The organism is Bacteroidales bacterium, assembly GCA_035342335.1.
In the GTDB taxonomy this organism is placed as follows: Bacteria; Bacteroidota; Bacteroidia; order Bacteroidales; family JAGONC01; genus JAGONC01.
The window spans coordinates 35,379-61,137 of the sequence record DAOQWY010000020.1 but is presented as its reverse complement, the minus strand read 5'-3'; the positions used below and the strand labels follow the sequence as shown (position 1 = coordinate 61,137).

Annotated in this window: 14 protein-coding genes and 1 tRNA gene; 10 read left to right on the top strand and 5 right to left on the bottom strand. The window is 49.1% G+C overall.

The window, feature by feature from the left end:
• The 3 genes from PKI34_10325 to PKI34_10315 form a co-directional block, all read left to right on the top strand.
• A partial coding sequence (locus tag PKI34_10325; GenBank protein ID HNS18203.1) for a hypothetical protein occupies positions 1-712 on the top strand: 712 nt, incomplete at its 5' end.
• A gap of 62 nt (positions 713-774) precedes the next feature.
• Positions 775-1,350 (top strand): DUF4251 domain-containing protein, encoded by a 576-nt coding sequence (locus tag PKI34_10320; GenBank protein HNS18202.1) that lies wholly within the window; start codon positions 775-777, stop codon positions 1,348-1,350.
• Positions 1,351-1,444: 94 nt separating this feature from the next.
• Positions 1,445-1,517: transfer RNA gene (locus tag PKI34_10315), tRNA-Thr, on the top strand.
• 112 nt (positions 1,518-1,629) lie between these two features.
• On the opposite strand, the gene PKI34_10310 is transcribed toward PKI34_10315, so the two are convergent.
• The 4 genes from PKI34_10310 to metH all read right to left on the bottom strand — a co-directional run bounded on the left by PKI34_10310 (position 1,630) and on the right by metH (position 10,269).
• Positions 1,630-3,768: a DPP IV N-terminal domain-containing protein gene (locus PKI34_10310; protein ID HNS18201.1), complete on the bottom strand. Its 2,139-nt coding sequence runs from the start codon at positions 3,766-3,768 to the stop codon at positions 1,630-1,632.
• Positions 3,769-3,900: 132 nt separating this feature from the next.
• Positions 3,901-5,241, bottom strand: coding sequence for an AAA family ATPase (locus PKI34_10305; protein HNS18200.1), 1,341 nt, complete (start codon positions 5,239-5,241; stop codon positions 3,901-3,903).
• 397 nt (positions 5,242-5,638) lie between these two features.
• Entirely contained in the window at positions 5,639-6,589 is a 951-nt protein-coding gene (locus PKI34_10300; protein HNS18199.1) for a methylenetetrahydrofolate reductase, read from the bottom strand.
• Positions 6,590-6,594: 5 nt separating this feature from the next.
• Positions 6,595-10,269, bottom strand: coding sequence for a methionine synthase (metH, locus tag PKI34_10295; protein ID HNS18198.1), 3,675 nt, complete (start codon positions 10,267-10,269; stop codon positions 6,595-6,597).
• A 249-nt stretch (positions 10,270-10,518) separates the two neighbouring features.
• Here metH and ahcY point away from each other — a divergent pair, with 249 nt between their 5' ends.
• Complete coding sequence (ahcY, locus tag PKI34_10290; GenBank protein HNS18197.1) at positions 10,519-11,940, top strand: adenosylhomocysteinase; 1,422 nt, start codon at positions 10,519-10,521, stop codon at positions 11,938-11,940.
• A 111-nt stretch (positions 11,941-12,051) separates the two neighbouring features.
• Here the strand turns inward: ahcY and PKI34_10285 are convergent, their stop codons facing one another.
• The gene (locus tag PKI34_10285; GenBank protein ID HNS18196.1) at positions 12,052-12,510 is read right to left on the bottom strand and encodes a hypothetical protein; all 459 of its coding nucleotides are present in this window, start codon (positions 12,508-12,510) and stop codon (positions 12,052-12,054) included.
• Between the two features lie 115 nt (positions 12,511-12,625).
• Here PKI34_10285 and PKI34_10280 point away from each other — a divergent pair, with 115 nt between their 5' ends.
• From PKI34_10280 to PKI34_10255, 6 genes are all read left to right on the top strand, one after another.
• Positions 12,626-12,973: a hypothetical protein gene (locus tag PKI34_10280; GenBank protein ID HNS18195.1), complete on the top strand. Its 348-nt coding sequence runs from the start codon at positions 12,626-12,628 to the stop codon at positions 12,971-12,973.
• 60 nt (positions 12,974-13,033) lie between these two features.
• A complete protein-coding gene (locus tag PKI34_10275; GenBank protein HNS18194.1) occupies positions 13,034-16,189 on the top strand; it encodes a two-component regulator propeller domain-containing protein in 3,156 nt (1,051 codons plus the stop codon).
• 55 nt (positions 16,190-16,244) lie between these two features.
• The gene (locus PKI34_10270; protein HNS18193.1) at positions 16,245-16,994 is read left to right on the top strand and encodes a LytTR family DNA-binding domain-containing protein; all 750 of its coding nucleotides are present in this window, start codon (positions 16,245-16,247) and stop codon (positions 16,992-16,994) included.
• A 109-nt stretch (positions 16,995-17,103) separates the two neighbouring features.
• The gene (locus PKI34_10265; GenBank protein HNS18192.1) at positions 17,104-17,571 is read left to right on the top strand and encodes a hypothetical protein; all 468 of its coding nucleotides are present in this window, start codon (positions 17,104-17,106) and stop codon (positions 17,569-17,571) included.
• Between the two features lie 103 nt (positions 17,572-17,674).
• On the top strand, positions 17,675-21,367 hold the full coding sequence (locus PKI34_10260) for a carboxypeptidase-like regulatory domain-containing protein (protein ID HNS18191.1): 3,693 nt from the start codon (positions 17,675-17,677) through the stop codon (positions 21,365-21,367).
• A gap of 33 nt (positions 21,368-21,400) precedes the next feature.
• Complete coding sequence (locus PKI34_10255; GenBank protein HNS18190.1) at positions 21,401-25,711, top strand: T9SS type A sorting domain-containing protein; 4,311 nt, start codon at positions 21,401-21,403, stop codon at positions 25,709-25,711.
• Positions 25,712-25,759: the final 48 nt, after the last annotated feature.

Below are 25,759 nucleotides of genomic sequence, written 5' to 3'. Positions count from 1 at the left end.
GGCCTGGGCTTTCATCCTGGCCTGGAGGACACCCCGGCAGGAAGTGAAGAAAATCAACGAATTATATGCCGACACCTCCCTGAATGCTCCGGACAGGCTGCTGGCCCGTGACGCCATTTTCGATCTTCGCAGGGAAGAATCCTTCCTGCAATCACGGCTGACAATGGCTAAAAATGATTCCATCTGCCTCACCCTCGATATGCATGACAGCCTTCTTGTGCTCGAACTGCAGGGTGTGGTGATCCACCAGGCCAAAGTACACCAGGTGAAAATGAGTCCGATTTTTTCCAGAATACATCGCTCGGCTTTTTTCCGGCTGTTTGGAGAACCCTTCAAGGTTGACTCCTGCCGATCAACGATCATCAAAGAGCCAATCATCGTCCAGAAAGCCCCGGCCGACACTATTGAGGCAGCCCGTCAGGAAACGGTCCGCGATACCACCCCCCCGCCTCCCGCAACCTTTCATCTTTATCTGAATAAAGACATAGAATTGATCGTCATGCAGACAGGGGAGGCCGATCAGAAAAATGAAGTCTTTAAACATTTCATCAAAACCAACCGGAATCGTTACGCCAGTCTTTTCCTCGGTGATCTGTTTCGTTTTCAGGTACCTGATTACAGGCCGTGGATAAGGATTTATGTCGGCCAGGACGATGCCATCACCATCTACCGGGCCATTCCGTACCATTCACTTGTAACGATCAGAATCTGATCCTTATGCACCCGGTCTGGCTTGATAATTGTTGATTTGGTGGCTTAAATCATATCTGTATCATGAACCGATTTTTAATTATTGCCTTGAGCATGCTGCTGGCCTGCCAGGGTTTTGGCCAGGCTGACCAGATCTCCGGTCAGGATTCATCGAAAATTACCTCCAAAGAAAGTAAAAAGGAAGCCAGGCGTAAGCAGGAAGAGTGGATGAAGCAGGTCACACGAACCATGATCGAAAACCAAAGATTCGTCCTGGAAGCGGACTATATTTCCGGGAAAAGCGGCGTTCCCATCCCGGTCAATCCCTCCATTAATTTCATCATCATCGATTCAGCAAATGCAACCATGCAGTTGGGTTCGGCCACCGGGGCCGGCTGGAACGGAGTGGGCGGGGTCACCATCTCAGGAAGTGTGTCCAAATACGAGGTAACACGGGTCGAAAAAAAGAAATACGTTGCCTATAACGTGCTGATCATCGTCTTCACCAATCTGGGGACATACGATATTCACTGCGTGGTGACCGACGACGGCCGCGCTGACGCCACCATCAGGAGTACTACGTCCGGGCAGGTTTCTTATACGGGGACGCTCTATCCCCCTGAGATCTCAAGAATCTACAAAGGTTACGAACGTTACTGACCGGTAATCCTTTCAGGGTATTGCATCCTTAACCGGCAATCCGTGCTGTGGAAATAAAATTATTCTTACATTTGCACCGCCAAATGAATATCAAGCCACTTTAGCTCAGCTGGTAGAGCAGTTCACTCGTAATGAACAGGTCGTGGGTTCGAGTCCCATGAGTGGCTCACGCAAAAAGTCCCTGACGGGACTTTTTTGATATCTGATTAACGATTAACGGATAGTTGATTTGGGATTTAAATCATACATCAGATATCTGTACATCGTGCATCAGATATCTTATAAATTCTCCTTGAAATAATCGATGATTTTCTGGTTCAGGTGCACGCGGTCCTTGCCGCCAACTCCATGCCCGTGGCCCGGGTAGACAAAATAATCCACATCAACCCCAGCCTTTACACTCTGATCGATGAAGTCCAGACTCTGCTGCCACACCACGGTGGGATCTTCTGTCCCGTGGATCAACAGCAGCTTGCCTTTGAGATTGCCAGCCATATCCAGCAATGAAGAAGCCCTGTACCCCTCCGGATTCGTTTCCGGAGTATCCATGTACCGCTCCCCGTACATTACCTCGTAGTACTTCCAGTCGGTGACCGGCCCGCCGCACACACCCGCCTTGAACGCTTCAGGATGCCGGAGCATCATCGAAATCGTCATGAATCCCCCATAGCTCCAGCCATTCACCCCAATACGGCTGGGATCGACAAAATCCAGGGTTACCAGGTATTCCACGCCGCTCATCTGGTCTTCGACCTCCGCAGCACCCAAGTTCCGGAAGATGGCCTGCTCAAAACTCATTCCGCGGTTATCCGTTCCCCGGTTGTCGAGCGTGAAAACGACATACCCCTGCTGCGCCATGTAGTTCAGGAACAATCCGGCACCTGCCAGCCACGAGTCGGTCACAAGCTGTGAATGAGGTCCGCCATAGACATAGAGAAATACCGGGTACTTCTTTGAAGGATCGAAATCGATGGGTTTGATCATACGGCAATAGAGGTCGTCGCTGTGCCTGCCCCTGATCGTAAAGACCGTGGTCTCTCCCAGTTTGTATTCTTTCAGGGGATCGGAGTTATCCTGCAGTACCTGGACAATCCTGCCCTTGTTGTTGATCAGGTCGTATTCGTTGGCGATGTGTTCGCTCCAGCTGCTGTTGATATCGATCAGGTACTGCCCGCTTTTGTTCAGGATGGCGCTGTGAGTCCCTTTCAGCTTGGAATATTTCCGCGTCACATCGGATGTGAGATCTTTCGAGTAAATGTGCTGCTGAACAGGGCTCAGCTCATTGGATAGATAGAATACCTTTTCATCGGAGGGATCGGTTCCGAGGAACTCCGAAACGTTCCAGCTTCCGTCGGTGATCTGACGGATCAGGATCCCGTCGGTCGAATACAGGTAAAGATGGCTGTAACCATCGCGTTCGCTGAACCAGATGAACCGGTCGGGTCTGGAGTTGAGGAAATAAAGGGGATGCTCGGGTTCGACATACTCCTTGTCGGTCTCCTCGAGCAGAGTCTGGATAAAAGCACCGGTTTGGGCATCGTACTGGTTCAGCTTGAGATGGTTCTGATCGCGGTTCAGCAGGGCGATGTAAACCGATTGTTCATCGGGGCTCCAGGTCACGCAGGTCAGGTACTGTTCCTTTGGATCGCCCGTCTTCATAAAAACAGTTTCCTTTGTCCGCGGATCGAACACCCCCACTGTCACCTGGTGGCTGGTCATGCCGGCCATGGGATACTTGATGTTTTTCAGTTCCGCCGGACGCGACGCGATGTTAACCAGCGGGTAGTCGGTCACCATCGTCTCGTCCATCCGGTAAAAGGCAAGGTAATTTCCCTTTGGGGACCAGAAGGTGCCTTGGTTGATGCCAAATTCATTGCGGTGGACCGCCTGACCGTTGATGATCCCTTTATCGTGATCATTTGTGACTTTAATCTGCTGATTATCAATAGCTATATACAAATTATTCTCCAGGGTATACGCTACTGACAGCGTGTTCTGATCCATGTCAATATTTGCTGCTTTATCAGGATAAGCGTTTACCTTGACCAGGGATCCTGTATCGGGCTCAAAAGTAAAGATCCTTTGCTGGAGGGAGAACATGAATTTGTCGGATGACAGCCAGGTGACCGAAGGAAACTGTTTCAGCGTGTCGGAGTCCAGGTTTTTTAGCAGGGAATTGAGTTTGGCGAGGGTCAGGATCGTTTCACGGCTCTCGGAACTGACATGCCCGGACAGCAGGCTGTTGTTGTCAATATAGGTGAAATAATCGCTGGTCCCTTTCCACTGCAAATTTCGCAGGGTTTTTGGGAAAAGGGCTCTGTTCATGCCGCTGGCGTCCTCAACGGTGAGGAGTTTGGTCTGGCCAAAGGCAACGAATTGCAAAAAAAGGATCAGCGTAAGGATCTTAAATTTTCTCATGAAGTAAGTGGGGTTATTTCGTTCAGATAAGAATTTTTACAAAAATAGGAAAAATTTGGTCTAAAAATCCGTAGATTTGATAATCCGGTTTTCGGGGATCATCAGAATAAAAGTGACAATCCAATAAGGGGATTATATTTTGCACGTGTGTTCCAGTACCTTAATTATCTTGCCTGCGAGATAAAAAGGAATATTGATCAATGTAAATGATTTTCCTGCTGGTGTGATGATTCGCTCCAGATTCATTTTACCGGTATAAATCCTTACAGCCCAGGAATGAGGTGCCTGGTCCATAAACAGATGAAGTGACTTTAACTTCCCACTGCTTCCGGATTTAACCTCCACGGGTATCAAAAGCCCCAGAAATGGTATGACAAAGTCAACTTCAGCCTGGGAATTTTTGACATCCCTCAACCAATAATTTAGTTTTCCAAGAACAGAACTCTCAGTGGAATACAATTCCTGGCCAGTAATATGTTCCGCAACTTTTCCCCTCCAGGTATTCTCGATGGAAATCTCACCCAATAATTCGCCCTGCAATCCTACCATATGGTTCAGCAGACCGGTATCGAGCAGTTGCAGTTTTGGTGTCCGGTGCTTTATATCCATGGGCAACCGCGCGTTGACTGCCGGGTAGACCAATTGAAGCAGCATCGCTTTTTCAAGCGTTCGGAAGGCATCCCCGGTTTCCCTTGACCTGTAATTGGAATTACCAAAGCTTTCGAATTTGATTCGTTTCCCAGCATAATGGAATGAAGACCGGATAATGTGCCGTATGACATGGATCATCGTAGTGTTGCGTCCATACTTTTCAACGTCGTCGAGATACGATGTGACCAAACTGTCATAGATCGGCCGCAGCTTGACAATGTCTCTGTTCTCGGTATAATTGGCCACCACCTCCGGCATACCACCAATGATGGTATATTGACGGAACAGTTCACTCAGCCTGCTGTGAGCATACTCCGGAACCGGCATTTGAGATACTATTTCCAACGATTTATCCTCACCGGTTGCTCTAAGATACTCCTCAAATGAACAGGGATGCATGGCAAGGTATTCAACTCTTCCTACAGGGAAGCTGATCTGGTTATCGATCAGCGACTCAAGCAGTGATCCGGCGGCAATCACGTAAAGTTCGGGATTATCCTCATAGAAGTAGCGAAGCAAACTGACCGCGCGAGGTGAGTTCTGTATTTCATCAATAAAAACCAGGGTCCTACCGGCATTTTTCCCTATCTGTTTCCTAAAAAAAAGCAGATCCAGCAAAGCCTGATATGGCAGATCATTTTCAAAAAGTGCCCTATCCTCCTGCCTGTCAAGATTCAAATAAGCATATTGTTCAAAACTCCCGGAAAACATTTTCACAATAGAGGTCTTTCCGACCTGTCGTGCCCCTCTTAAAACAAGGGGTTTTCGGTTTTTCTTACCTTTCCAATTTTCAAGAGATTCAATAAGGGTCCGTTCAAACATATACTTTTATAATGATTCAGGGGATAAAATTAATCTTTTATGTAATATTTCCAATCATATTTTAATATTTTTTTGTATTGATTCCAGGGTAAAAAGAGATCTCACCTGCGAAATTCCAAAATATATCATTATTCTGTTCTTAAATGACAAGAAATGCCGTATATTTACTCTTGTACTATATTTTCATCGTTTATCCCGAATTTATCATGTACTATGCTCATCCGGTTTTGACGTTCTTCTTGATTACATTGACATTCCCAACCTTCTCCCAGGAATGGGCGCTCCGGAATCCTTTAGCCACGAATGCCAATCTTGAAGATTGTTACCTGATCAGTCCCGACACAGGATTTGCTAAAGGGATGACATCCCCTGGCGCGGGATATCATCTCTTTTTACATCACCTACCCCGGCACTCCGCCAGCACCTTGCTCACCGACGCCACGTCGTTCATCACATAATAATGCAGGTGCGTCTGTCCATTATTTATAAGATCTTCCGATTGCCGGATTCCCCATTCGATGCCGATGCTCTTGGCATCGTCGGGATGGGCCATCACCTTGTCCACCAGCTCATCCGGAAAGTTCACATAGAACTTGCGGGGGATGGAGTTCAGCTGGGCCGCATTGTTCAGGATCTTCAGGCCGGGAATGACGGGCACCCGGATGCCCTCTTTTTCGCATAATTCGAGAAAGCGGTAAAAATGGATATTGTCGAAGAACATCTGCGTAACGATGTAATCCGCCCCGGCATCCACCTTTTGCTTCAGATACCGGATGTCGGTCCTGAGGTTGGGCGCTTCGAAATGCTTTTCGGGATAGCCGGCCACACCAATGCAAAAATCAATCTGATGAGAGTTCAGGATATCCTCGAGGTATTTCCCCCGCTTCAGGTCGCTGATCTGCCGCACCAGGTCGGCGGCAAAAGCGTTGGAGGAGTCTCCGTTTCGCTGGTTCTGCAGATAATTGGTTTCATCCCCGCGCAGTGCAAACACGTTCTGAATGCCCAGAAAATTAAGCTCGATCAGGGCATCTTCCGTTTCTTCACGGGTAAATCCCCGGCACAACAGGTGGGCCACCGTATCGATGTTATACCGGTTCTGGATGACTCCCGATATCCCGATGGTACCCGGCCGCTTGCGCCGGATCCGCCTGCGGATCGCACCGTCGCTCAGCTCCTCATAGGATGCTTCTGCCGAATGGCCGGTCACATCGATAAAGGGTGGTCGGAAAGGCTGCAGTTCCTCCACGATGTCGGTGATATTCTTGAGACTTTTTCCCCGCGCCGGAGGAATGATCTCAAAACTGAACATGACCTGTCCGGTCTTTTTGAGGTGGTCGGTGACCTTCATAGGGCTCAGTAATTTAGGTTTTGGTTCAATAATTTTTCTGCAGCTTGAAAATCGATATTTTTTCTGAGAGCATAATCCTTCACCTGGTCTCTGCCGATCCTTCCCAGGTTGAAATACCGCGCAAAGGGATGGGCAAAGTAATAGCCGCACACCGAAGCGGCCGGAACCATCATGTAGCTTTCAGTCAGGGTAATGCCCGCGATTTCTTCAGCATGTAGAAGATCGAACAATATCCGCTTCTCCGAATGTTCCGGACAGGCAGGATATCCCGGGGCGGGCCGGATTCCTGTGTACTGATCATTCAGCAGGGCAGGCAGGTCAAGGTCCTCATCCGCCGCGTATCCCCAGAACTCTTTCCTCACCCGCCGGTGCAGCAGCTCGGCAAATGCCTCCGCCAGCCTGTCGGCCAGGATCTTGAGCATGATGCTCTTGTAATCGTCGTGCTGGCGTTCGTACAGCGCGAGACCTTTTTCAATGTTCAATCCGGCCGTTACGGCAAAGCCTCCGATATAATCCATACGCCCCGATTCAACCGGTGCAATGATGTCGGCCAGGCAGAGGTTCGGTGATTCATCCTCCTTCAGTTGCTGGTTCCTGAGAAAATGGAAGGTGGCAAGGATCTTTTTCCGGGTTTCGTCCCGGTACACCAGCACATCATCTCCCGAGGAACTGGCCGGATACAGTCCAATGACACCGCTGGCCCGAAGCAACTCTTCGTGGGTGATCTCATCCAAAAGTTTCCGGGCATCATGGTACAACTTTTTCGCTTCGTCTCCTTTTACCGGATCATTAAAAATAGCCGGGTACTTTCCCCGAAGCTTCCAGGCATGGAAAAAGAATGTCCAATCAATGTAATGCTTTATCTCCTCCGGAGAATAATTTGGAAATGATAAATTACCAAGTGTCTTAGGGCGATGGATGGATACATTTGGCCAGTCGGGGTGCAGTTTATTGTTACGGGCTTCTTCCAGGCTGACATAGCGGGCTTCGGATTGAATGCTACCGTACTTACTTTTTAAGCCTTCGTAACGAGTTTGGATATCCTGGAGAAAGGCTGGTTTGATATCAGAAGAGAGCAGGCTGGAGGCCACGCCCACACTTTTTGAAGCGTCCCTGACATGGATGACCGGTCCGGAGAATACGGGGGCAATTTTAACCGCCGTGTGCATCTCAGAGGTGGTGGCGCCGCCAATGAGCAAGGGGATCGTAAAGCCCTGCCGTTCCATTTCGGACGCCACATGGATCATCTCTTCAAGGGATGGGGTGATCAGCCCGCTTAATCCAATGATATCCGCCTGTTGTTCCTTTGCCTCCTGCAGGATACGTTCGCAGGGCACCATCACGCCCAGGTCGGCGATCTCGTAGTTGTTGCAGGCCATCACAATCCCAACGATGTTCTTCCCAATGTCGTGGACATCTCCCTTCACGGTAGCAAGGATAATCTTACCTGGAGATGTCTTTTTGCCCGTTGCCTGCTTTTCCCTCTCCAGATAGGGAGTCAGCACGCCCACCGCTTTTTTCATCACGCGGGCGCTTCTGACCACCTGGGGCAGGAACATCTTCCCCGATCCAAACAGTTCGCCTACCCTGTTCATCCCTTCCATCAACGGTCCCTCGATGATGTCCAGAGCGCGGGGAAAAGATGACCGGGCCTCTTCCACATCCTGTTCAATAAATTCCACAATGCCTTTGACCAGGGCATGGATAAGCCGTTCGGATACGGTGCCTTTCCGCCATTCATCGATGACAACTTCTGTCCTGCCGCTGTCTTTGATCGTCTCTGCATAATGAAGCAACCGTTCGGTCGCATCCTTTCTCCGGTTGAAGATCAGATCTTCCACCAGCCCTAAAAGTATGGCAGGAATTTCATCGTACACCTGGAGCATACCCGCATTCACAATGCCCATATCCAGCCCTGCCCTGATCGCATGGTAAAGGAATGCGGAATGCATCGCCTCCCTTACCGTTTCATTTCCCCTGAAGGCGAAGGAAAGGTTGCTGATCCCTCCGCTGGTTTTAGCATAAGGCAAATTCTCCTTGATCCACCTGATGGCACGGATAAAATCGACGGCATAATTGTTATGTTCCTCAATGCCTGTTCCGATGGTCAATATATTGGGATCGAAAATGATATCCTCCGGAGGAAAACCGGCGTTCTGAGTCAGAAGCTTATACGCCCGTTTGCAGATCGCTGTTTTCCGTTCGAGGTTCATCGCCTGTCCCTCTTCGTCGAATGCCATTACGATTGTGGCAGCACCATAGTCCCGTATTCTCCGGGCCCGCCCGCAGAAAAGTTCCTCCCCATCCTTCAGGCTGATGGAATTGACGATGCCTTTACCCTGCAGGCATTTTAAACCGGCTTCAATGACCGTCCATTTTGAAGAGTCGATCATCACGGGCACGCGTGCAATATCCGGGTCGGAGGCCATCATGTTCAGGAAGGCGGTCATCTCCTTTTCGGCATCCAGCAGGGCGTCGTCCAGGTTCACGTCGATCACCTGCGCGCCGTTTTCCACTTGGTGGCGTGCTATGGAAAGGGCCTCCTCGTATTTCTTTTGGCGGATCAGCCGGGCGAATTTTACAGATCCGCTTACATTCGTCCTTTCGCCAATATTGATGAAGTTGCTCCCTTCGTAAATCAGGAGAGGTTCCAGGCCGCTCAGATGCAAGGAAGGCTGCCGCGGAGGCACTTTTCTTGTCTCATACCGTCCTGCCAGCTCAGAAAGCAGGGCGATATGCTCCGGTGTGGTACCGCAGCATCCGCCAATGATGTTGACAAACCGGCTGGATACGAAATCTTCCATAAAGCCCGACATCTGCTCAGGAGTTTCATCGTAGGCCCCTAACTGATTGGGCAATCCTGCATTGGGATAGGCGCTCACGTAAAAAGGAGCCAGTTGCGATAACGTTTCCAGATAAGGCCGCATCTCGCGGGCTCCCAGGGCACAGTTCAACCCGATGCTGAGCAGGTTGATATGCGACAAAGAGTACAGGAACGCTTCGATGGTCTGCCCCGACAGTGTACGGCCGCTAGTGTCGGTGATCGTGCCGGAAACCATAACGGGTAACCTTTTTCCCTTTTTACGGGCCACTTCCTGGATGGCCATCAGGGCTGCCTTGGCATTCAGTGTGTCAAAGACGGTTTCCACCAGCAGCACATCGACGCTGCCATCCAAAAGGCCTTCCACCTGTTCTGCATAGCTCTCCTTGAGGTCGTCAAAGCTAACGGCACGGAAGCCGGGGTTGTTCACATCGGGCGATAAAGAGGCTGTTTTGCTGGTAGGTCCGATCGCGCCAGCGACAAAACGGGGCTTCAGTGGATCCCGGGTCGTGTACAGTCTGGCCACCTCACTGGCCAGCCGGGCGGCAGCAAGGTTGATCGCATATACGCGTGATTCCATCTGGTAATCAGCCAGCGAAATGCGGGTGGCGTTGAACGTATTGGTCTCGATGATATCGGCGCCGGCATCCAGGTACTTGCCGTGGATCTTCGTAATGATATCCGGTCTGGAAAGGCTCAGCAGGTCATTGCATCCCTTCAGGGCGACCGGGTGATCCCCGAATAGGTCCCCGCGGAAATCGCCCTCCGTCAGCCTGTACCGCTGGATCATGGTACCCATGGCACCGTCCAGGACCAGGATCCGGTGATGGAGTTCGGCATGGATGTCGGGAATGGTCATAGTCACATGTTACAGGTTCTCAGGTCTTCAGGTTCTCAGGTCTTCAGGTTCTCAGGTCTCCTGGTCTCCTGGTCTTCAGGCAGCCGGTAGCCTTTAGCCAGTCACCGGTAGCCAGAAGAACAATTTAACAATTTGACAGTTTCGAAAAAGCTTTCAGCTTGCAGTCTGCAACTTTTAGCTTACTGCAATTTTTTGTACTTTTGCACCCGCAAATATATGTAATTTAAAATAATTTTAAATAAACCGAATATGGAAGAACTTGCTGTTGGAAAAGCGTTGAATTACAGGGTAAAAGATATCAGCCTGGCCGAATGGGGGCGCAGGGAAATGGAAATGGCCGAGAAAGAAATGCCGGGACTGATGACCATCCGGAAACGCTACACACAGGAAAAGCCGCTGAAAGGAGCCCGAATCACCGGTTCGTTACATATGACCATCCAGACTGCGGTATTGATTGAAACGCTGGTGGAACTGGGAGCTGATGTAAGATGGTCCAGTTGCAATATCTTCTCGACACAGGATCACGCAGCCGCAGCCATCGCTGCCAGGGGCATTCCGGTTTTTGCCTGGAAGGGTGAAACTCTGGAGGAATATTGGTGGTGTACCACACAGGCCCTGACCTTTCCCGGGGGAAAAGGCCCTCACCTGGTTGTAGATGATGGAGGCGATGCTACACTGATGATCCATAAGGGGTATGCCGTGGAAAACGATCCTGAATTATTGAAAAAGGAACCCTCCAACGAAGAAGAAGCCGCTATCCTGAGAACCCTGAAGGAGTGGTTCGTCGAGGACAAGACCAAATGGCACCGGACCGTTGTCGAATGGAGGGGCGTTTCGGAAGAGACAACCACCGGCGTGCACAGGCTGTATCAGATGAAAGAAGCCGGTACGCTACTGGCCCCTGCCATCAACGTCAACGACTCGGTGACGAAGTCGAAATTCGATAACCTGTATGGGTGCCGCGAATCGCTGGCTGACGGATTAAAAAGGGCTACCGGAGTGATGATCGCCGGCAAGGTCGTGGTGGTTCTCGGATATGGTGACGTAGGCAAAGGCTGCTCCAAATCCATGAGGGCGTACGGTGCACGGGTAGTGATCACGGAAGTAGATCCGATCTGCGCCCTGCAGGCTGCCATGGAAGGCTTCCAGGTTGCCAGGGTGGAAGATGTGCTGTCAGTAGGGAATATTTTCGTGACAGCCACCGGAAACCGCGATGTGATCACCATCGAACATATGGCACGGATGAAAGACGAAGCCATCGTTTGCAATATTGGCCATTTTGATAATGAGATCCAGGTGGATAAACTGAAATCATTCCCGGGCATCAAACATACGAACATCAAGCCCCAGGTGGACAGATTCACGTTCACGGATGGCCGTTCCATCTATCTGCTGGCTGAAGGCCGCCTTGTGAATTTAGGCTGTGCCACCGGACACCCTTCGTTTGTGATGAGTAACTCTTTCACCAACCAGGTGCTGGCACAAATCGACCTCTGGAAAAGCAACTATGCGATCGGGGTCTACCGTCTGCCGAAAAAACTGGATGAAGAAGTAGCCCGTCTGCACCTGGAGCAGCTGGGTGTAAAACTCACCCGGATGACGCAGGAACAGGCTGATTATATCGGCGTGCCGAAAGAAGGACCCTTCAAGCCGGATCATTACAGATACTGAAAATTCCAAATTCCAAATAAATTCCAAAACCCGACAATGTGCTGGAATTTGAAGCTTGAGATTTGCTTGGAATTTGGGATTGGGATTTTTCCCGTACGATATGAAACTGGTCTAGTTAAAGATCCTCAAATAAATCCCATCATAGTAAGTCTGGTACTGATACAGCGGGCAGGGTGACGGCCCCTCAAACGGGGATCCGTCCACCATCAGGTACCTTGACATGCAGCAGGAGTCAATGATGATGAAGCCGTTCTCTTCTACCACCAGCGCTGCACATTGTGTGATATTCCCCCCCAGGCAACATGCATAGGGATCATACGGACAGGTTCGCTCAAACGCGATAAACTGATCGGTGAAGGGCCGGTAAACGATCAACCCCCTGCTGGGTTGATTGGCACTCACATAGACATACCCACCTATTGGAATGTTATCCAGCGTATTAGGCTGGAGCGAAATGTTGATATAGGTATCCGGGAAGTCCTGACAGGGTTTTTCCTTATTGCAGGACAGACCCATAACAACGAATATAAACGCCGCGACAAATACGACCGGATCCTGTACTCTGTTCATGCTGCTTCTCCCTTGCTGCTTTGGAATTTTCTTAAGACCTCAAACGTGAAAAGGAATGATTTTCCTTCTTTTATTACGCCAAAGGTACTAATTTCGTCTGTTCAATCATTGAATGATGGTGCTGAAACAATGCCTTCGAATAAAAGCTGGAAAAATAATACCCCTGGTATTGGCTCTCCTCCTTTTTTCAGGCTGTCAGATAACCCAGTCATGGAGAATTCAAAGAATTAACAAAATCCCTGAAAAAAATGCCCTGAAGGAAGAGAAGCTCGTTGAGGAAGGTTTATTAGCCCAACAGAAACAATTCGATCAGGATTATCAGAATGCCCTGAAAAAGCACAAAAAGAAACAATCCGAGGCAACACTGGCTCAAATGAAATCTTTGAAAAAACGCTCAGCCTATGTTAACCGTCATCGAAAAAAATCATTGTGCGATCGTCTGTTCAATTCATCGTGCAGATAATCTTGTTCCGGGGAGCATTTTGAAATGAAATATCAGTTCCCTAAAATATCATCTCCTGTCTTGATTGCATGCCTTCTACTCGTTCTGGTGAAGCTCGGCCAGGTACCCGTTCTTACGGCCCAGGGCAATCTGCATTCCTATTTTAAGCGCTTGTCTTTTCAAAATTATCCGCCCGGCAAAAGCCTCTCCCAGAACTCGATCCATTGCATTTTAGAAGACGCGGAAGGATATATGTGGTTCGGTACCTGGGATGGATTAAATAAGTATGATGGATATGATTTTATGGTTTATACGGGCGATCAGACTGGTGGCCAGACAATTCAGGCTCTTCTGGAGGACGAAAACGGCCATTTATGGATCGGGACCGATGAAGGATTGACCAGGTTTGACCGAAAATCAGGGACCTTCAAAACTTTCCGTAATGACAAGGCAAATCCCTCCAGCCTGGTTCACAATAATGTAACGGACCTGCTTCAGGATAAGGATGGCAGGATCTGGATCGGAACCCGCCAGGGTCTGTGTTTTTTTGAAAGCTCATCAGAAACGTTCACCAGTTTTCTGAACCTTCCCCAGGACAATACACCCCTTCGAAGCAATGATATCCAGGACATGAAATATGATGGTACCCGTTTGTTGTGGATGGGAACCAGAATGGGCCTCATCCGTTTCGATACAAAGACATACGGCGTTACGCGGTATTACCATCTTCCCGGAGACCTCAACACCATCCCCCACAACATGGTCAGGGAAATCCTTATCGGGGAATCCGGATTCCTATGGGTGGGAACCCTTGACGGGCTCTGCCTGATCGATATGCGTCAGGATACCCTCTATCACTTCCATCACATCCCCGGGAATCCGTCAAGCCTGTCCGACAGCCGGATCTCGTCCCTGTTAACCGATGATGATGGGGTACTCTGGATTGGGACAGAGAATGGGCTGAACCGGCGGAATCCCGTCAACGGCACCTTCACCCGGTTCTTCAACCAGTCATTCAATCCCAACAGTCCAAGCAATGACCGCATCCTCAGTCTTTATGAAGACAGGAAAGGGACATTGTGGATAGGAACGTTCAACGGAATCAACAAAATCGACCGGTTTACGAACAAATTCCGGCATTACAGGCAAAATCCCGATGTATCCAATTCGCTGAACAGCAACTATGTGATCTCGATCGTCGAGGATCCATCCCAAAAAGTCTGGATGGCAACAGATAACGGACTGAATATCCTCGACAGGACGACCGGACAGTTCAGCTATAAGCAACATCAGCCCGGAAATGTCAACAGCCTTTCCAGCAACAGTCTCAGGGTGATCTGCCGGGATAAGAAGGGTAACTTCTGGATAGGTACCCAAACCAATGGTCTGGACAAATATGATCCCTTCAGAGACAGATTCACTCATTACGGGTCAGATCCAGGGGATGCGAACTGTTTAAGCAGCAATGAGATTCTCTGCATTGCAGAGGACAGATCTGGTTATTTATGGATAGGAACTGCTGGCGGAGGACTGAACAGGTTTGATCCGGTACAGAAAAAATGGAAGGTGTATAGGATGGATCCGGCGTTACCGGGATCCATTAGCAATAACCAGGTATGGTCAATTTATGAGGACCATGAGGGAGATCTCTGGATCGGTACCGGGAACGGATTGAACCGGTATGACTGCGACCGGGGAACCTTTGATCATTACCTGCACGATCAGAACGACACCTCCACCATAGGTGCACAACAGATCCTATCTGTTCTGGAAGATGAGCAGGGTATACTCTGGATAGGAACGAAAGGCGGAGGACTGAACAGCTTGGATCTACAAACGGGGATATTTAAAAGGTACGATACCCGTCATGGGCTCCCCAGCAGGGTGGTCTATGGCTGCCTGGAAGATGATGAAGGGAACCTGTGGATCAGTACGAACTGGGGGTTATCAAAATTTGACATAAAAAACGGTTTGTTCATAAACTTTGATGTGAACGATGGGTTGCAGAGCAACGAGTTCAACATTGGTGCCCTCTGGAAAAACCCTAAGGGAGAGTTATACTTTGGCGGGATGAATGGAGTCAACATATTTCATCCCTCGGATATCCAATTGAATCCCATCCCTCCAAAGACTGTCATCACCTCCTTCGCCATTTTTGACAGGCTGTTTCCTTTTGAACTTCACGATGGGGATACTGTGCGACTTAGTTCCAGGGAGAATTTCTTCACCATAACCTTTTCAGCGCTGGATTTCACCAATCCGTCCAAAAACAGGTACCGGTACAGGCTGCAGAATTATGATCACATCTGGACCACGGTAACCGCGGAAAACCGGCAAGCATCCTACACAAAGGTAAAACCGGGAAATTACCTGTTCACCGTCAGGGGATCCAACAACAATGGCATCTGGGATGAGCAAGGTACCTCCATAACGATCCTTATCAAGCCATTGTGGCATCAGTCCTGGTTTTTCAGAATTCCATTTGCCGTACTTTTCATCACGGGGATCTGGTATCTGCTAAACCGCAGGATAAAAATGCTACGCAGGAAGCATGAGGTGGAAAAAAAGATGCTGGATATGGAAAAGCAGCTTTATGACATAGAATTGCAGGCATTGCGGCTGCAAATGAACCCGCATTTCATCTTCAACACGCTAAGCTCCATCCAGGGTTTCATACTGGAGAATGAAACAGACCGCGCCGTTGATTATCTTGGAAAGTTTTCCCAGCTGATGCGTTCCATACTGGTCCATTCCCGTGAATCATCCATTCCTGTTGAGGATGAACTGAAAGCACTTCGCCACTATATGGATCTTGAGAAGTTAAGATACAACGATAAATTTGATTACAGCATCGCAATTGATCCGGAATTTGATGCGGAATTAATCGAAATACCCACGATGATCATACAACCCTACATCGAGAACGCCATTATTCACGGTCTGGTCCATAAAGCCGGCCAGGGTTTCGTTCAGGTTAAGATATCCCTTGAAGACGATCACATTCTATGGGTGATCGAAGACAATGGAATTGGAAGGCAGCGCTCCATGGAAATCCGAAAGGAATCAGGGTTGCACCATTTATCCAGAGGCATGCTCATCACCAGGGAACGCCTGGAGTTGCTGAATAAAATGCACCAGGAAAATTTTTCGGTACGGGTGATCGACCTGACGGACGGCGAAGGGAAAGCAGCAGGAACAAGGGTTGAGGTGCGGATATCGGGGAAGGAAAGGGAATGACCATAAATCACGCGAGGCCCGCAGGGCTGAGCAAATTACCAAGAATGACCATCATATGCTTCGTGCTGTCATTGTCGAAGATGAAAAAAAATCACAGGACGCATTAATGGCGATGCTGCGGCGTTACTGCGAACAGGTTGACGTCATTGGCGTTGCTGATGGGGTTGAAAGCGGGCTTAAAATGATCACGAAGCTGCAGCCTGATGTGCTGTTTCTGGATATCCAGATGCCCGACGGCAGCGGTTTTAAGCTACTGGAACTTCTTGGAGAACATCCCTTCCAGATTATTTTCATAACTGCCTTCGACCAGTATGCCATCAGGGCAATTCGCTACAGTGCGCTGGATTATCTTCTGAAACCGATCATTCCGGAGGAACTTGTCAAAGCGGTGGAAAAAGCCGAGGCGAACAAAATGTCCCGTCAGGTGAATGAAAATGTCCGTGCCTTGCTGGAAAACATGAAAAATGCACCGGATCAACCGGAAACGATCGTCTTATCCACCACTGAAAAATTACACGTTGTCAAGATCGAAACGATCATTCGTTGCGAATCGGATAATTACTACACCCGTTTCTTTTTCACCAACGGTAAAACCCTGCTCGTATCCAAAACGCTGAAGGAATTTGAGGAGTTACTGAAAGACCATCATTTCATTCGTCCCCATAAATCCCATCTGATCAATCTGAGGCATATCAGAAGCTTTTACAGGCAGGAAAGCGGACAGATCCTGATGACCGATGGAAGCCCTGTACCGGTTTCCCGGCGAAAAAGGGAGTTCGTCATAAGGATGATCAGCCATTTATGAGACCGTAAACTTACCGAACTTCGCCGTAAACTGTTTTTTCATTTCCGGTTCAGCAAAAACCCCTATATTTACCCCATTAATTTTATCCCCTACTAAAACCGTTTCCACCATGGAAGATTGGATCTATATTTTGCTTGGTATCGTTTGGATTGTCTATGCCGCATACCGCAGCAGCCAGAAGCAGAAAAAAAGGACAGCGGATTCCCCGCGACAATCCTCCCCACCGCAACGGATGGGTGATCAGAGACCACCGACCCTGGAAACTGTGTTTCAGGAGATCCTTGGTGAAGGTACTTCCCTGGAGACTGAATTTCCTGCGGAGGCTTATTCCTACGACGAAAGGACGATCCGGGAACTGGAACTGGAAAAACAACGATACGGCAAGCCGGAAATACCGCTTGAGACGATTCCAACTGAAGAAGGGATCAGTGCCTTCGGATATGACCGGGAAAAAGCAATCTTCCCTTTTGCACCGGATGAAGCCGTGGAACCAGAGGCTATTTCTCAGGAATTCATTCCCTTTGATCTAAGGAAAGCCATTCTCTATTCGGAGATTCTGAACAGACCCTATCGCTAAAAATTGGCCGGGCCGGACAAAAAATTTGGATGGAAAAATTATTTATTACTAACTTTACCAACTTTAAAGAATCGATAGTTTAGCTACAATTAAACTGCATGGTATGATGAGAAATTTACTGTTAAGTGTTGGGTTTTTCCTTGCTGCCAGCATGCTTGTATATTCCCAGTCAGGGACATTGAAAGGCCGGATCCTTGATAAAGATTCGAAAGAACCGATCCCGTTCTGTAACATTATCATAGAAGTTACGGGAGCCCAAAAAGGGGGTGCCACATCGGACTTTGACGGAAATTATACGATCAAACCCATCAATCCGGGAACATATGATGTCAAGGCCACCTATGTTGGCTACAAATCCAAGATGGTAACCGGTGTGATCATCAGGTCAGACAAGATCACCTTCCTCGATATTGAAATGGAATCGACAACGGTCACCCTGGAGACCTTTGAAGTGATTGATTATAAAGTTCCTTTGATCAGCAAGGACCAGACCTCATCAGGGGGTACGGTGACGGCAGAGGAAATCTCCAAGATGCCGAATAAATCCGCTGCTGCCGTGGCAACGACCGTTGGAGGTGTTTACTCAGCGGATGGCGAAGTTGGTAGTATCCGCGGACAGCGCTCTGAGAACACCATCTACTATATTGACGGCATACGTGTCACGGGATCCACCGCCCTGCCTGAATCAGCCATCGACCAGGTGTCCGTGGTACTCGGTGGCATACCAGCGCAGTACGGCGATGCTACCGGGGGTATCATTAATGTTACCACCAAAGGACCTTCCCGTAAATTCGGGATGGGCATTGAAGCCCAGACCTCGCAGTATCTTGATCCCTACGGGTACAACCGGGTTGGACTGAACCTGAACGGGCCCCTGATCAAAAGCAAAGATCCCAGCAAAAATGTTTCGCTCCTGGGCTACTTCATTGCAGGTGAGTTCATTTACAACAAAGATGGACGGCCATCGGCCACCGATCTGTATAAGGTGAACGATGAAGTACTGACTTCCCTCCAGGAAAGACCGCTCCGACCAACCGGAACAGGCTCGGGTACTTATTACAACACGGACTTCCTGCGCAAGACAGACCTGGAAAAAATCAACTCCTCCCTGAATTCTGCAAACTACCAGGTGAACGTTTCCGGTAAGATCGATGTGCGAACATCCCCCACCGTTGACCTTTCGTTCGGAGGCAACTACAGCATGTACGATTCCTATAATTACAATTTTTTCCACTCCCTGACCAATTACGACAACAACAGCCACTCTTACGGAAATACCTGGAGGGTGTTCGGGAAATTTACACAGCGGTTCCCTGCAGACAAAGAAAGCAGATCACTGATCAAAAATGTATTCTATACCATACAGGCCGACTACACAAAAACGATGGGCGTCACGGAAGATTCAGAGCACCGGGATGACCTGTTCAGCTACGGCTATATTGGTAAATTCACAACCTTCAAGACCAGGAATTATACGCCAACCCAGGAGTATGACCCTGTTGCAGGACTCTATGGTTATCTGATGGATAACTGGCAGGATACACTCTATTCTTTTGAACCCGGAACAGCCAATCCAATCCTGGCCAACTATACCAGCCAGTATTATGAAATGCATCCTTACATTCCAAACCGAAACGCTGTCATTCTGAGTGAGGGAGGTATACTCAACGGGAGAGGTCCTGAAAGCATTTACAGCCTGTGGGCCAATCCTGGCACCCTCCAGGCAGGTTATGGCAAAAGCGATACGGAACAAATCGGGATTGACCTGATGGCATCAGCAGATATCGGCAACCATGCCATCCAGTTTGGTTTACAGTACCAGCAGCGTGCATCCAGCGGATACAATGTAGCGCCAACACAATTCTGGTCAAAAATGGTACAGACCACGAACTGGCATATCCGCGAACTGGATCTGGCCAACCCGCAACCCGTATTTGTCGATGGCATCTTCCAGGATACGATCAACTACTACCGCAAGTATGATGCGAATTCACAATTCTTCTTCGACAAACAACTCAGGCAGGCCCTTGGACTACCGGTAGACGGACTGGATTGGATTGATGTGGAATCCTATGATGTCAATACCCACACATTATATTATTTCGATAAAGATGGCGTGAATCACCAGGCAGTGCTCGAGGATGGACTGAATATCAATATGTTCAGCCCTGAGGAGCTCCTCAATGAAGGTGACCAGATCGTCGGTTATTACGGTTATGATCCTTATGGTAATAAGCTGGATGAAAAACCCAGCTTTGAGGATTTTTTCACACAAAAAGATGATAACGGTAATTACACCCGTGCCATCGGTGCTTACGAACCCATCTATATGGCCGGTTACATACAGGATGTTTTTGCCTTCAGGGACTTGATCTTCAATGTCGGATTACGTGTCGACCGGTTTGATGCCAATCAGAAGGTCCTTAAAGACCAGTATGTACTTTATCCCGCCAAAACGGTCAAGGAGGTCAATGACCTTGGCAGTCATCCTTCCAACATGGGTCAGGATTATGTCGTTTACGTGGATAATGTAAACAATCCCACCTCAATAATGGGTTACCGCAACGAAGGCGTCTGGTACAATGAAAAAGGTGTTGAAGTGGTCAATCCTGAAACTGAACTGGATGCGGGCAACGGCATTTCACCTTACCTGGTGGATCCCAATAACCGGACCATACAGGCTGAAGCATTTGAAGATTATGATCCTGTCCTGAATTTCATGCCCAGGATCGCTTTCTCCTTTCCGATATCCGATGAAGCATTGTTCTATGCCCATTACGATATTTTAACGCAGCGGCCCACCAGCAACTTCTTTTCAACCCCCACAGATTATTATTACTGGGAGATCAGAGGAAATCCTACCATTAACAACCCCAACCTGCGTCCCGAAAAGACCATTGACTATGAGCTTGGTTTCCAGCAGAAACTGGGTCCGACCTCTTCCCTGAACATCTCAGCGTTCTACAGGGAGGTCAGGGATAAGATCCAGAGTTACCGTTTTACAGGAGCTTACCCCACAACCTATTATTCGTACAATAACATTGACTTTGGGACTATCAAAGGTCTGACGTTAACCTATGACCTGCGTCGCACAAACAATGCGAGGGTACGCGCCAGTTACACCCTTCAATTTGCCGATGGCACCGGGTCTAATCCTGAAACTGCCCAGGCCTTCATCCGTTCCGGCCAGCCAAACCTCCGTACCCTCAATCCGCTCGATATCGATCAGCGTCACCGTATCAATATTTCATTCGACTATCGCTGGGGAGAGGGGGTAGAATATAATGGCCCTGTCACACGCAAACAGGCGAAGGACTCCGACAATGTGAGAAACATCAAATGGCTGGAAAATACAGGTATCAATATAACCCTGTTCGGTGGCTCCGGAACACCCTACACAAGGTCATCCGAGATCTATCCTGCCCTTATCCAGAATAACCTGGTCATCCAGGGCTCACTCAACGGATCCCGTCTGCCATGGAATTTCAGGATGGATGCCAGGGTTGACCGCGATATCCGAATCGGTGTGGGCAAGGGTGAAAATCACCGGAAAACATACATGAACGTTTATTTCCAGATATTGAATGTTTTGAATGCCAAAAACATTCTTAACGTCTATCCTGCTACCGGCAACCCGGATGATGATGGTTACCTGGCAGCCGATGAATGGCAAACACAGATCAATCAGCAACTGAACCCGGAATCCTACCGTGAACTTTATGAACTGGCACTCGACCAGCCAGGAAACTACAGCTCACCGAGAAAGATCCGGATCGGATTGATCTATAATTTCTAATGATGCAAAAGAAAATCAATAATTCGTACTGATATGAAAAATATATTCCGATATGGTTTAGTCGCACTGTCTGGTTTGTTCCTTCTGACCGAATACAGTTATGCGGATAAAGTACCGGTTCCGGAGGGTTCAGGAAAAACAGCCCAGTTAAAATCGACAGCAGCAGGATGCCTACCGGGAGCAGGATTTAAATATTTGGATATCAATAATGTCCGCACCAGGATCAATACCGGGGGCGACATGTGGTGGAACTTTGAAGATGCAGATTACGAGATTCCGAAAAAATCAGGAAAAATGTCCATGTTTTCTGCCTCGTTATGGATTGGCGGTATTGACGTGAACGACCAGCTCAAACTGGCTGCCATCCGGTACCGTCAGGGACCTGATTTTGGAGGGGGCAACGACTATTGGCCCGGCCCTCTGACCATTGACGGAACCGCTTCCGTCACAGAAGATATCTGCTCGCAATGGGATAGATTGTTCCCCATAACCCGGGCTGAGATCGACCAGTACCTTGCCTGGTGGGACGCTAAAAGCGAGTTCCCTGACTATGCCATCCCGACAGCGATGATTGAATGGCCGGCACATGGTGACGTTTCCAAAAATCAGAGCTATTACCTGGCTCCCTTCTATGATCGCGATGGTGACGGCAACTATGACCCCTATCAGGGTGACTACCCCTATTATGATGTCGGCAATGTTCTTTGCAAAAGCGATGTGCCACCCATGGAAGGCATCGGTATCCTGGCCGACCAGGTGATCAAGGGAGACCAGACACTCTGGTGGGTATTCAATGACAAAGGGAATATCCATACGGAAACCGAGGGGGATCCCATTGGAATGGAAATACGCGGTCAGGCATTTGGTTTCACAACCAATGATGAGATCAATAATATGACCTTTTACAGCTATGAGATCATCAACCGGTCCACGTTCGTTCTGCGCGACACGTATTTCAGCCAGTGGGTTGACACCGACCTTGGCTATGCACAGGATGATTATGTGGGGTGCGATGTCGGCCGGGGACTTGGATATTGCTATAACGGCCCTGCAGTGGACGGCTCAGGTCAGGCATGGGCTTACGGCAGCCAGCCACCCGCCATCGGCGTCGACTTTTTCCAGGGACCTTATATGGACCCCGATGGGAAAGACAATCCAGCCTTCGAGGGAAATTGTTCACTGGTGACCAGCCCGGATACTCTTGACCAGATGGCCATCAATGGCGTGAACTTCGGCGACGGGATCGTTGATAACGAACGCTTCGGCATGCGCCGGTTTGTCTACCATAATAATTCGGGTGTCCCCGAGTATATGACCGACCCGGATTATGCCCCGCAATACTATAACTTCCTCAGGGGAATATGGAAAGATGGTACAAAAATGATGTATGGAGGAAATGCGCACGTGTCGTCGGGTGCTTATGGCCCTGAATGTGACTTTATGTTCCCGGGTGATTCTGATCCCTGCTTCTGGGGCACGAAAGGCAATCCCCCCAATGGAGACATTTACTGGACAGAAGTTACCGCCGGAAATAATCCTCACGACAGGAGATTCATGCAATCAGCCGGGCCTTTCATTCTTGAACCGGGTGCCGTGAACTACATCACCGTTGGTATCCCATGGGCCAGAGCCACTTCAGGTGGTGCCTGGGCCTCAGTGGAACTGTTGCGTGTGACCGACGATAAATGCCAGGCGCTGTTTGATAACTGCTTTCAGGTGGTCAACGGACCCAATGCACCGGATCTGACCATCCGTGAACTCGACCAGACCCTGATCTTCTATTTCACCAACCGGAAGACCAATGATGCCGGCAACAATTTCAATGAAAGCTATGAAGAGATCGATCCGAACATCAAAAGCCCGGATGAGCTGACAGGCAGCAGACGCTACGATTCAACCTATAACTTCGAAGGTTACCAGGTATATCAGCTGGCAAACGCCAGTGTTTCGGTGGCAGACATCAAAAATCCCGACCTTGCCCGTCAGGTATATCAGTGTGACGTGAAAAACGGCGTCGGACAGCTTGTTAACTATTATTTTGACCAGGCCCTCGGTGGTAACGTCCCCGTGGAAGAGGTCAACGGTGCAGACGCCGGAATCAGTCACACCTTCGTCCTGACAGAAGATGCTTTCTCCGGTGAGCGCTTTGTAAACCACAAACAGTATTACTTCCTTGCCATTGCCTATGGCTTTAACCAATTCATGATCTATAGCCAGGATCCGGGAGCGCAGCAACAATACGTCATGGGACTGGATGGCCAGAAAGAACCCTACCTGGCTGGTCGTAAAAACATAAAAGTCTATACGGGAATTCCCCATAAAACCGTTGGGACAATCTCGGCACAGGCCGAGTTCGGACAAATCCCCCCGATCACCCGCCTATCAGGTCAGGGCAACGGAGGAAATATCCTTGAACTCACTCAGGAAAGCATTGACAAGATCCTGGCCCAGCCACCGCTGGATTGGGCCGACTCCACCGGTGGCAATATCAATGGCACACCGGATTATCCGATCAATTACGAGCCCGAATACGAAGCCAACGCAGGTCCGATCAAGGTTCGGATCATCGATCCGCTGAATGTCAAAACAGGTTCATACCGGGTTGAATTTGACTCCCTCTATACAATGAAGATCCGTAACATCACCAAGGACCCCAATACCAACGGTGACACCGCCTCCAAAATGATTGCAAAATGGCGGCTTATAGATGAACTGACCAACAAGACCTATGTATCCGACACGAACATTTCCTATAACAACGAACAGCTGTTTCTTGATCTTGGATTCTCCATCCTCATCTACCAGACCTTTTTACCCGGTACGTTCAGGATTGGGGTCGATGGAGACCAGAACGATGTTTACGCCGTGCTGGAACCCAGCAGTGGACTGCTGGGAAGTACGATGATTTTTGCCGACAGTTCAAGGAGATGGCTTACCGGTTTGCCGGATGATGATAATCCCTGGGCTCAAAACTGGATCCGTTCCGGCGAGTTTACTGACCCGGATAATCCTTCCTACAACGACTGGAACCTATACACGGGCACCAGCGGTACTCCCGAAGGAAGGGCATTTGACCCGGATGCCAGCTTTGAAACCGTTCTGAACGGTACCTGGGCACCGTACAGTTTATGTGCATCCAGTGTGCAAAACATAGCCGGACCGGCTTTCGGTGGCGGCAAGGTGGCTAACCAGTCGAAAATTACGTCAAGTATTTCCGACCTGGCCAGTGTGGATATTGTCGTTACTTCCGATAAATCGAAATGGACCCGGTGTCCGGTCATCGAAATGTGCCACGATCCCAAACTGGCAGAAGGCAGAGCAGCCCAGTTCGATGTACGCGCCGGCCGTTCTGTGGATAAAGACGGAAATCCCACTCCGGCAGGAGTAACGGAAGCCAGTGATGATCCCGATGATCCAAACTACATTAACGCAACCGGTATGGGGTGGTTTCCGGGCTATGCGATCAATGTAGAGACAGGCGAACGCTTGAACATGGCCTTCAGTGAGGATTCCTGGCTGGTGAAGGATAACGGGCGCGATATGCTCTGGAATCCCACCACCACCGTGTGGGACTATACGGATCCTTTGAACATCCGGCCCATTTTTGGAGGCAAACACTACGTTTATGTCTTCAGCCATGCCTATAACCGGTACAGTGAGGGCGGTGTTTATCTGCCCATCTTTGACATGCCAGCCTATGATGCCGGTAAAAGACTCAGGGAAGGTATCCAAACTGATTATCTCCAGGTTGGAAAAGCCATCTTTTACTCCTGTTGCATGTGGGTAGGCATTCCCATGGCCGTCCAGGGAGAAGATTGGTTCTCCAACGACGTCAAAATCAAACTGCGCATCAGCAGACCCTATTACAGGTATTTCTCCACACCGCTGTCGGATACCATCTATTATCCCGATTCGTCCTATTTTGTCCTGAGCGATGAACTGAAATTCAATAAATTTTACCCGGCTTACCGTTTCAGTACCGAAGGGCTTGAAACGGTCACTACGGATATCGAAAAAGCAAAGTCGGATATGGACCTTATCAACATTGTACCGAATCCTTACTATGGATATTCACCCTATGAAACGAACCAACTGGATAACCGTGTCAAAATCACCAACCTGCCACAACGGTGCACGGTATCCATTTACACCATGAGCGGCACACTGATCCGTCAATTTAACAAAGACGACTCCAAGACCTCGATCGACTGGAACCTGCAAAACTATGCGGGGATTCCGGTGGCAAGCGGTATTTACCTGATCCATGTGAAAGCAGACGGCATCGGCGAAAGAACGCTCAAATGGTTCGGCTCTCTGCGCCCGGTTGACTTGAACGCCTTCTGATCCCTTAACACTGGAAAATGAAATCAATAGACTATAACCTGTAAATCA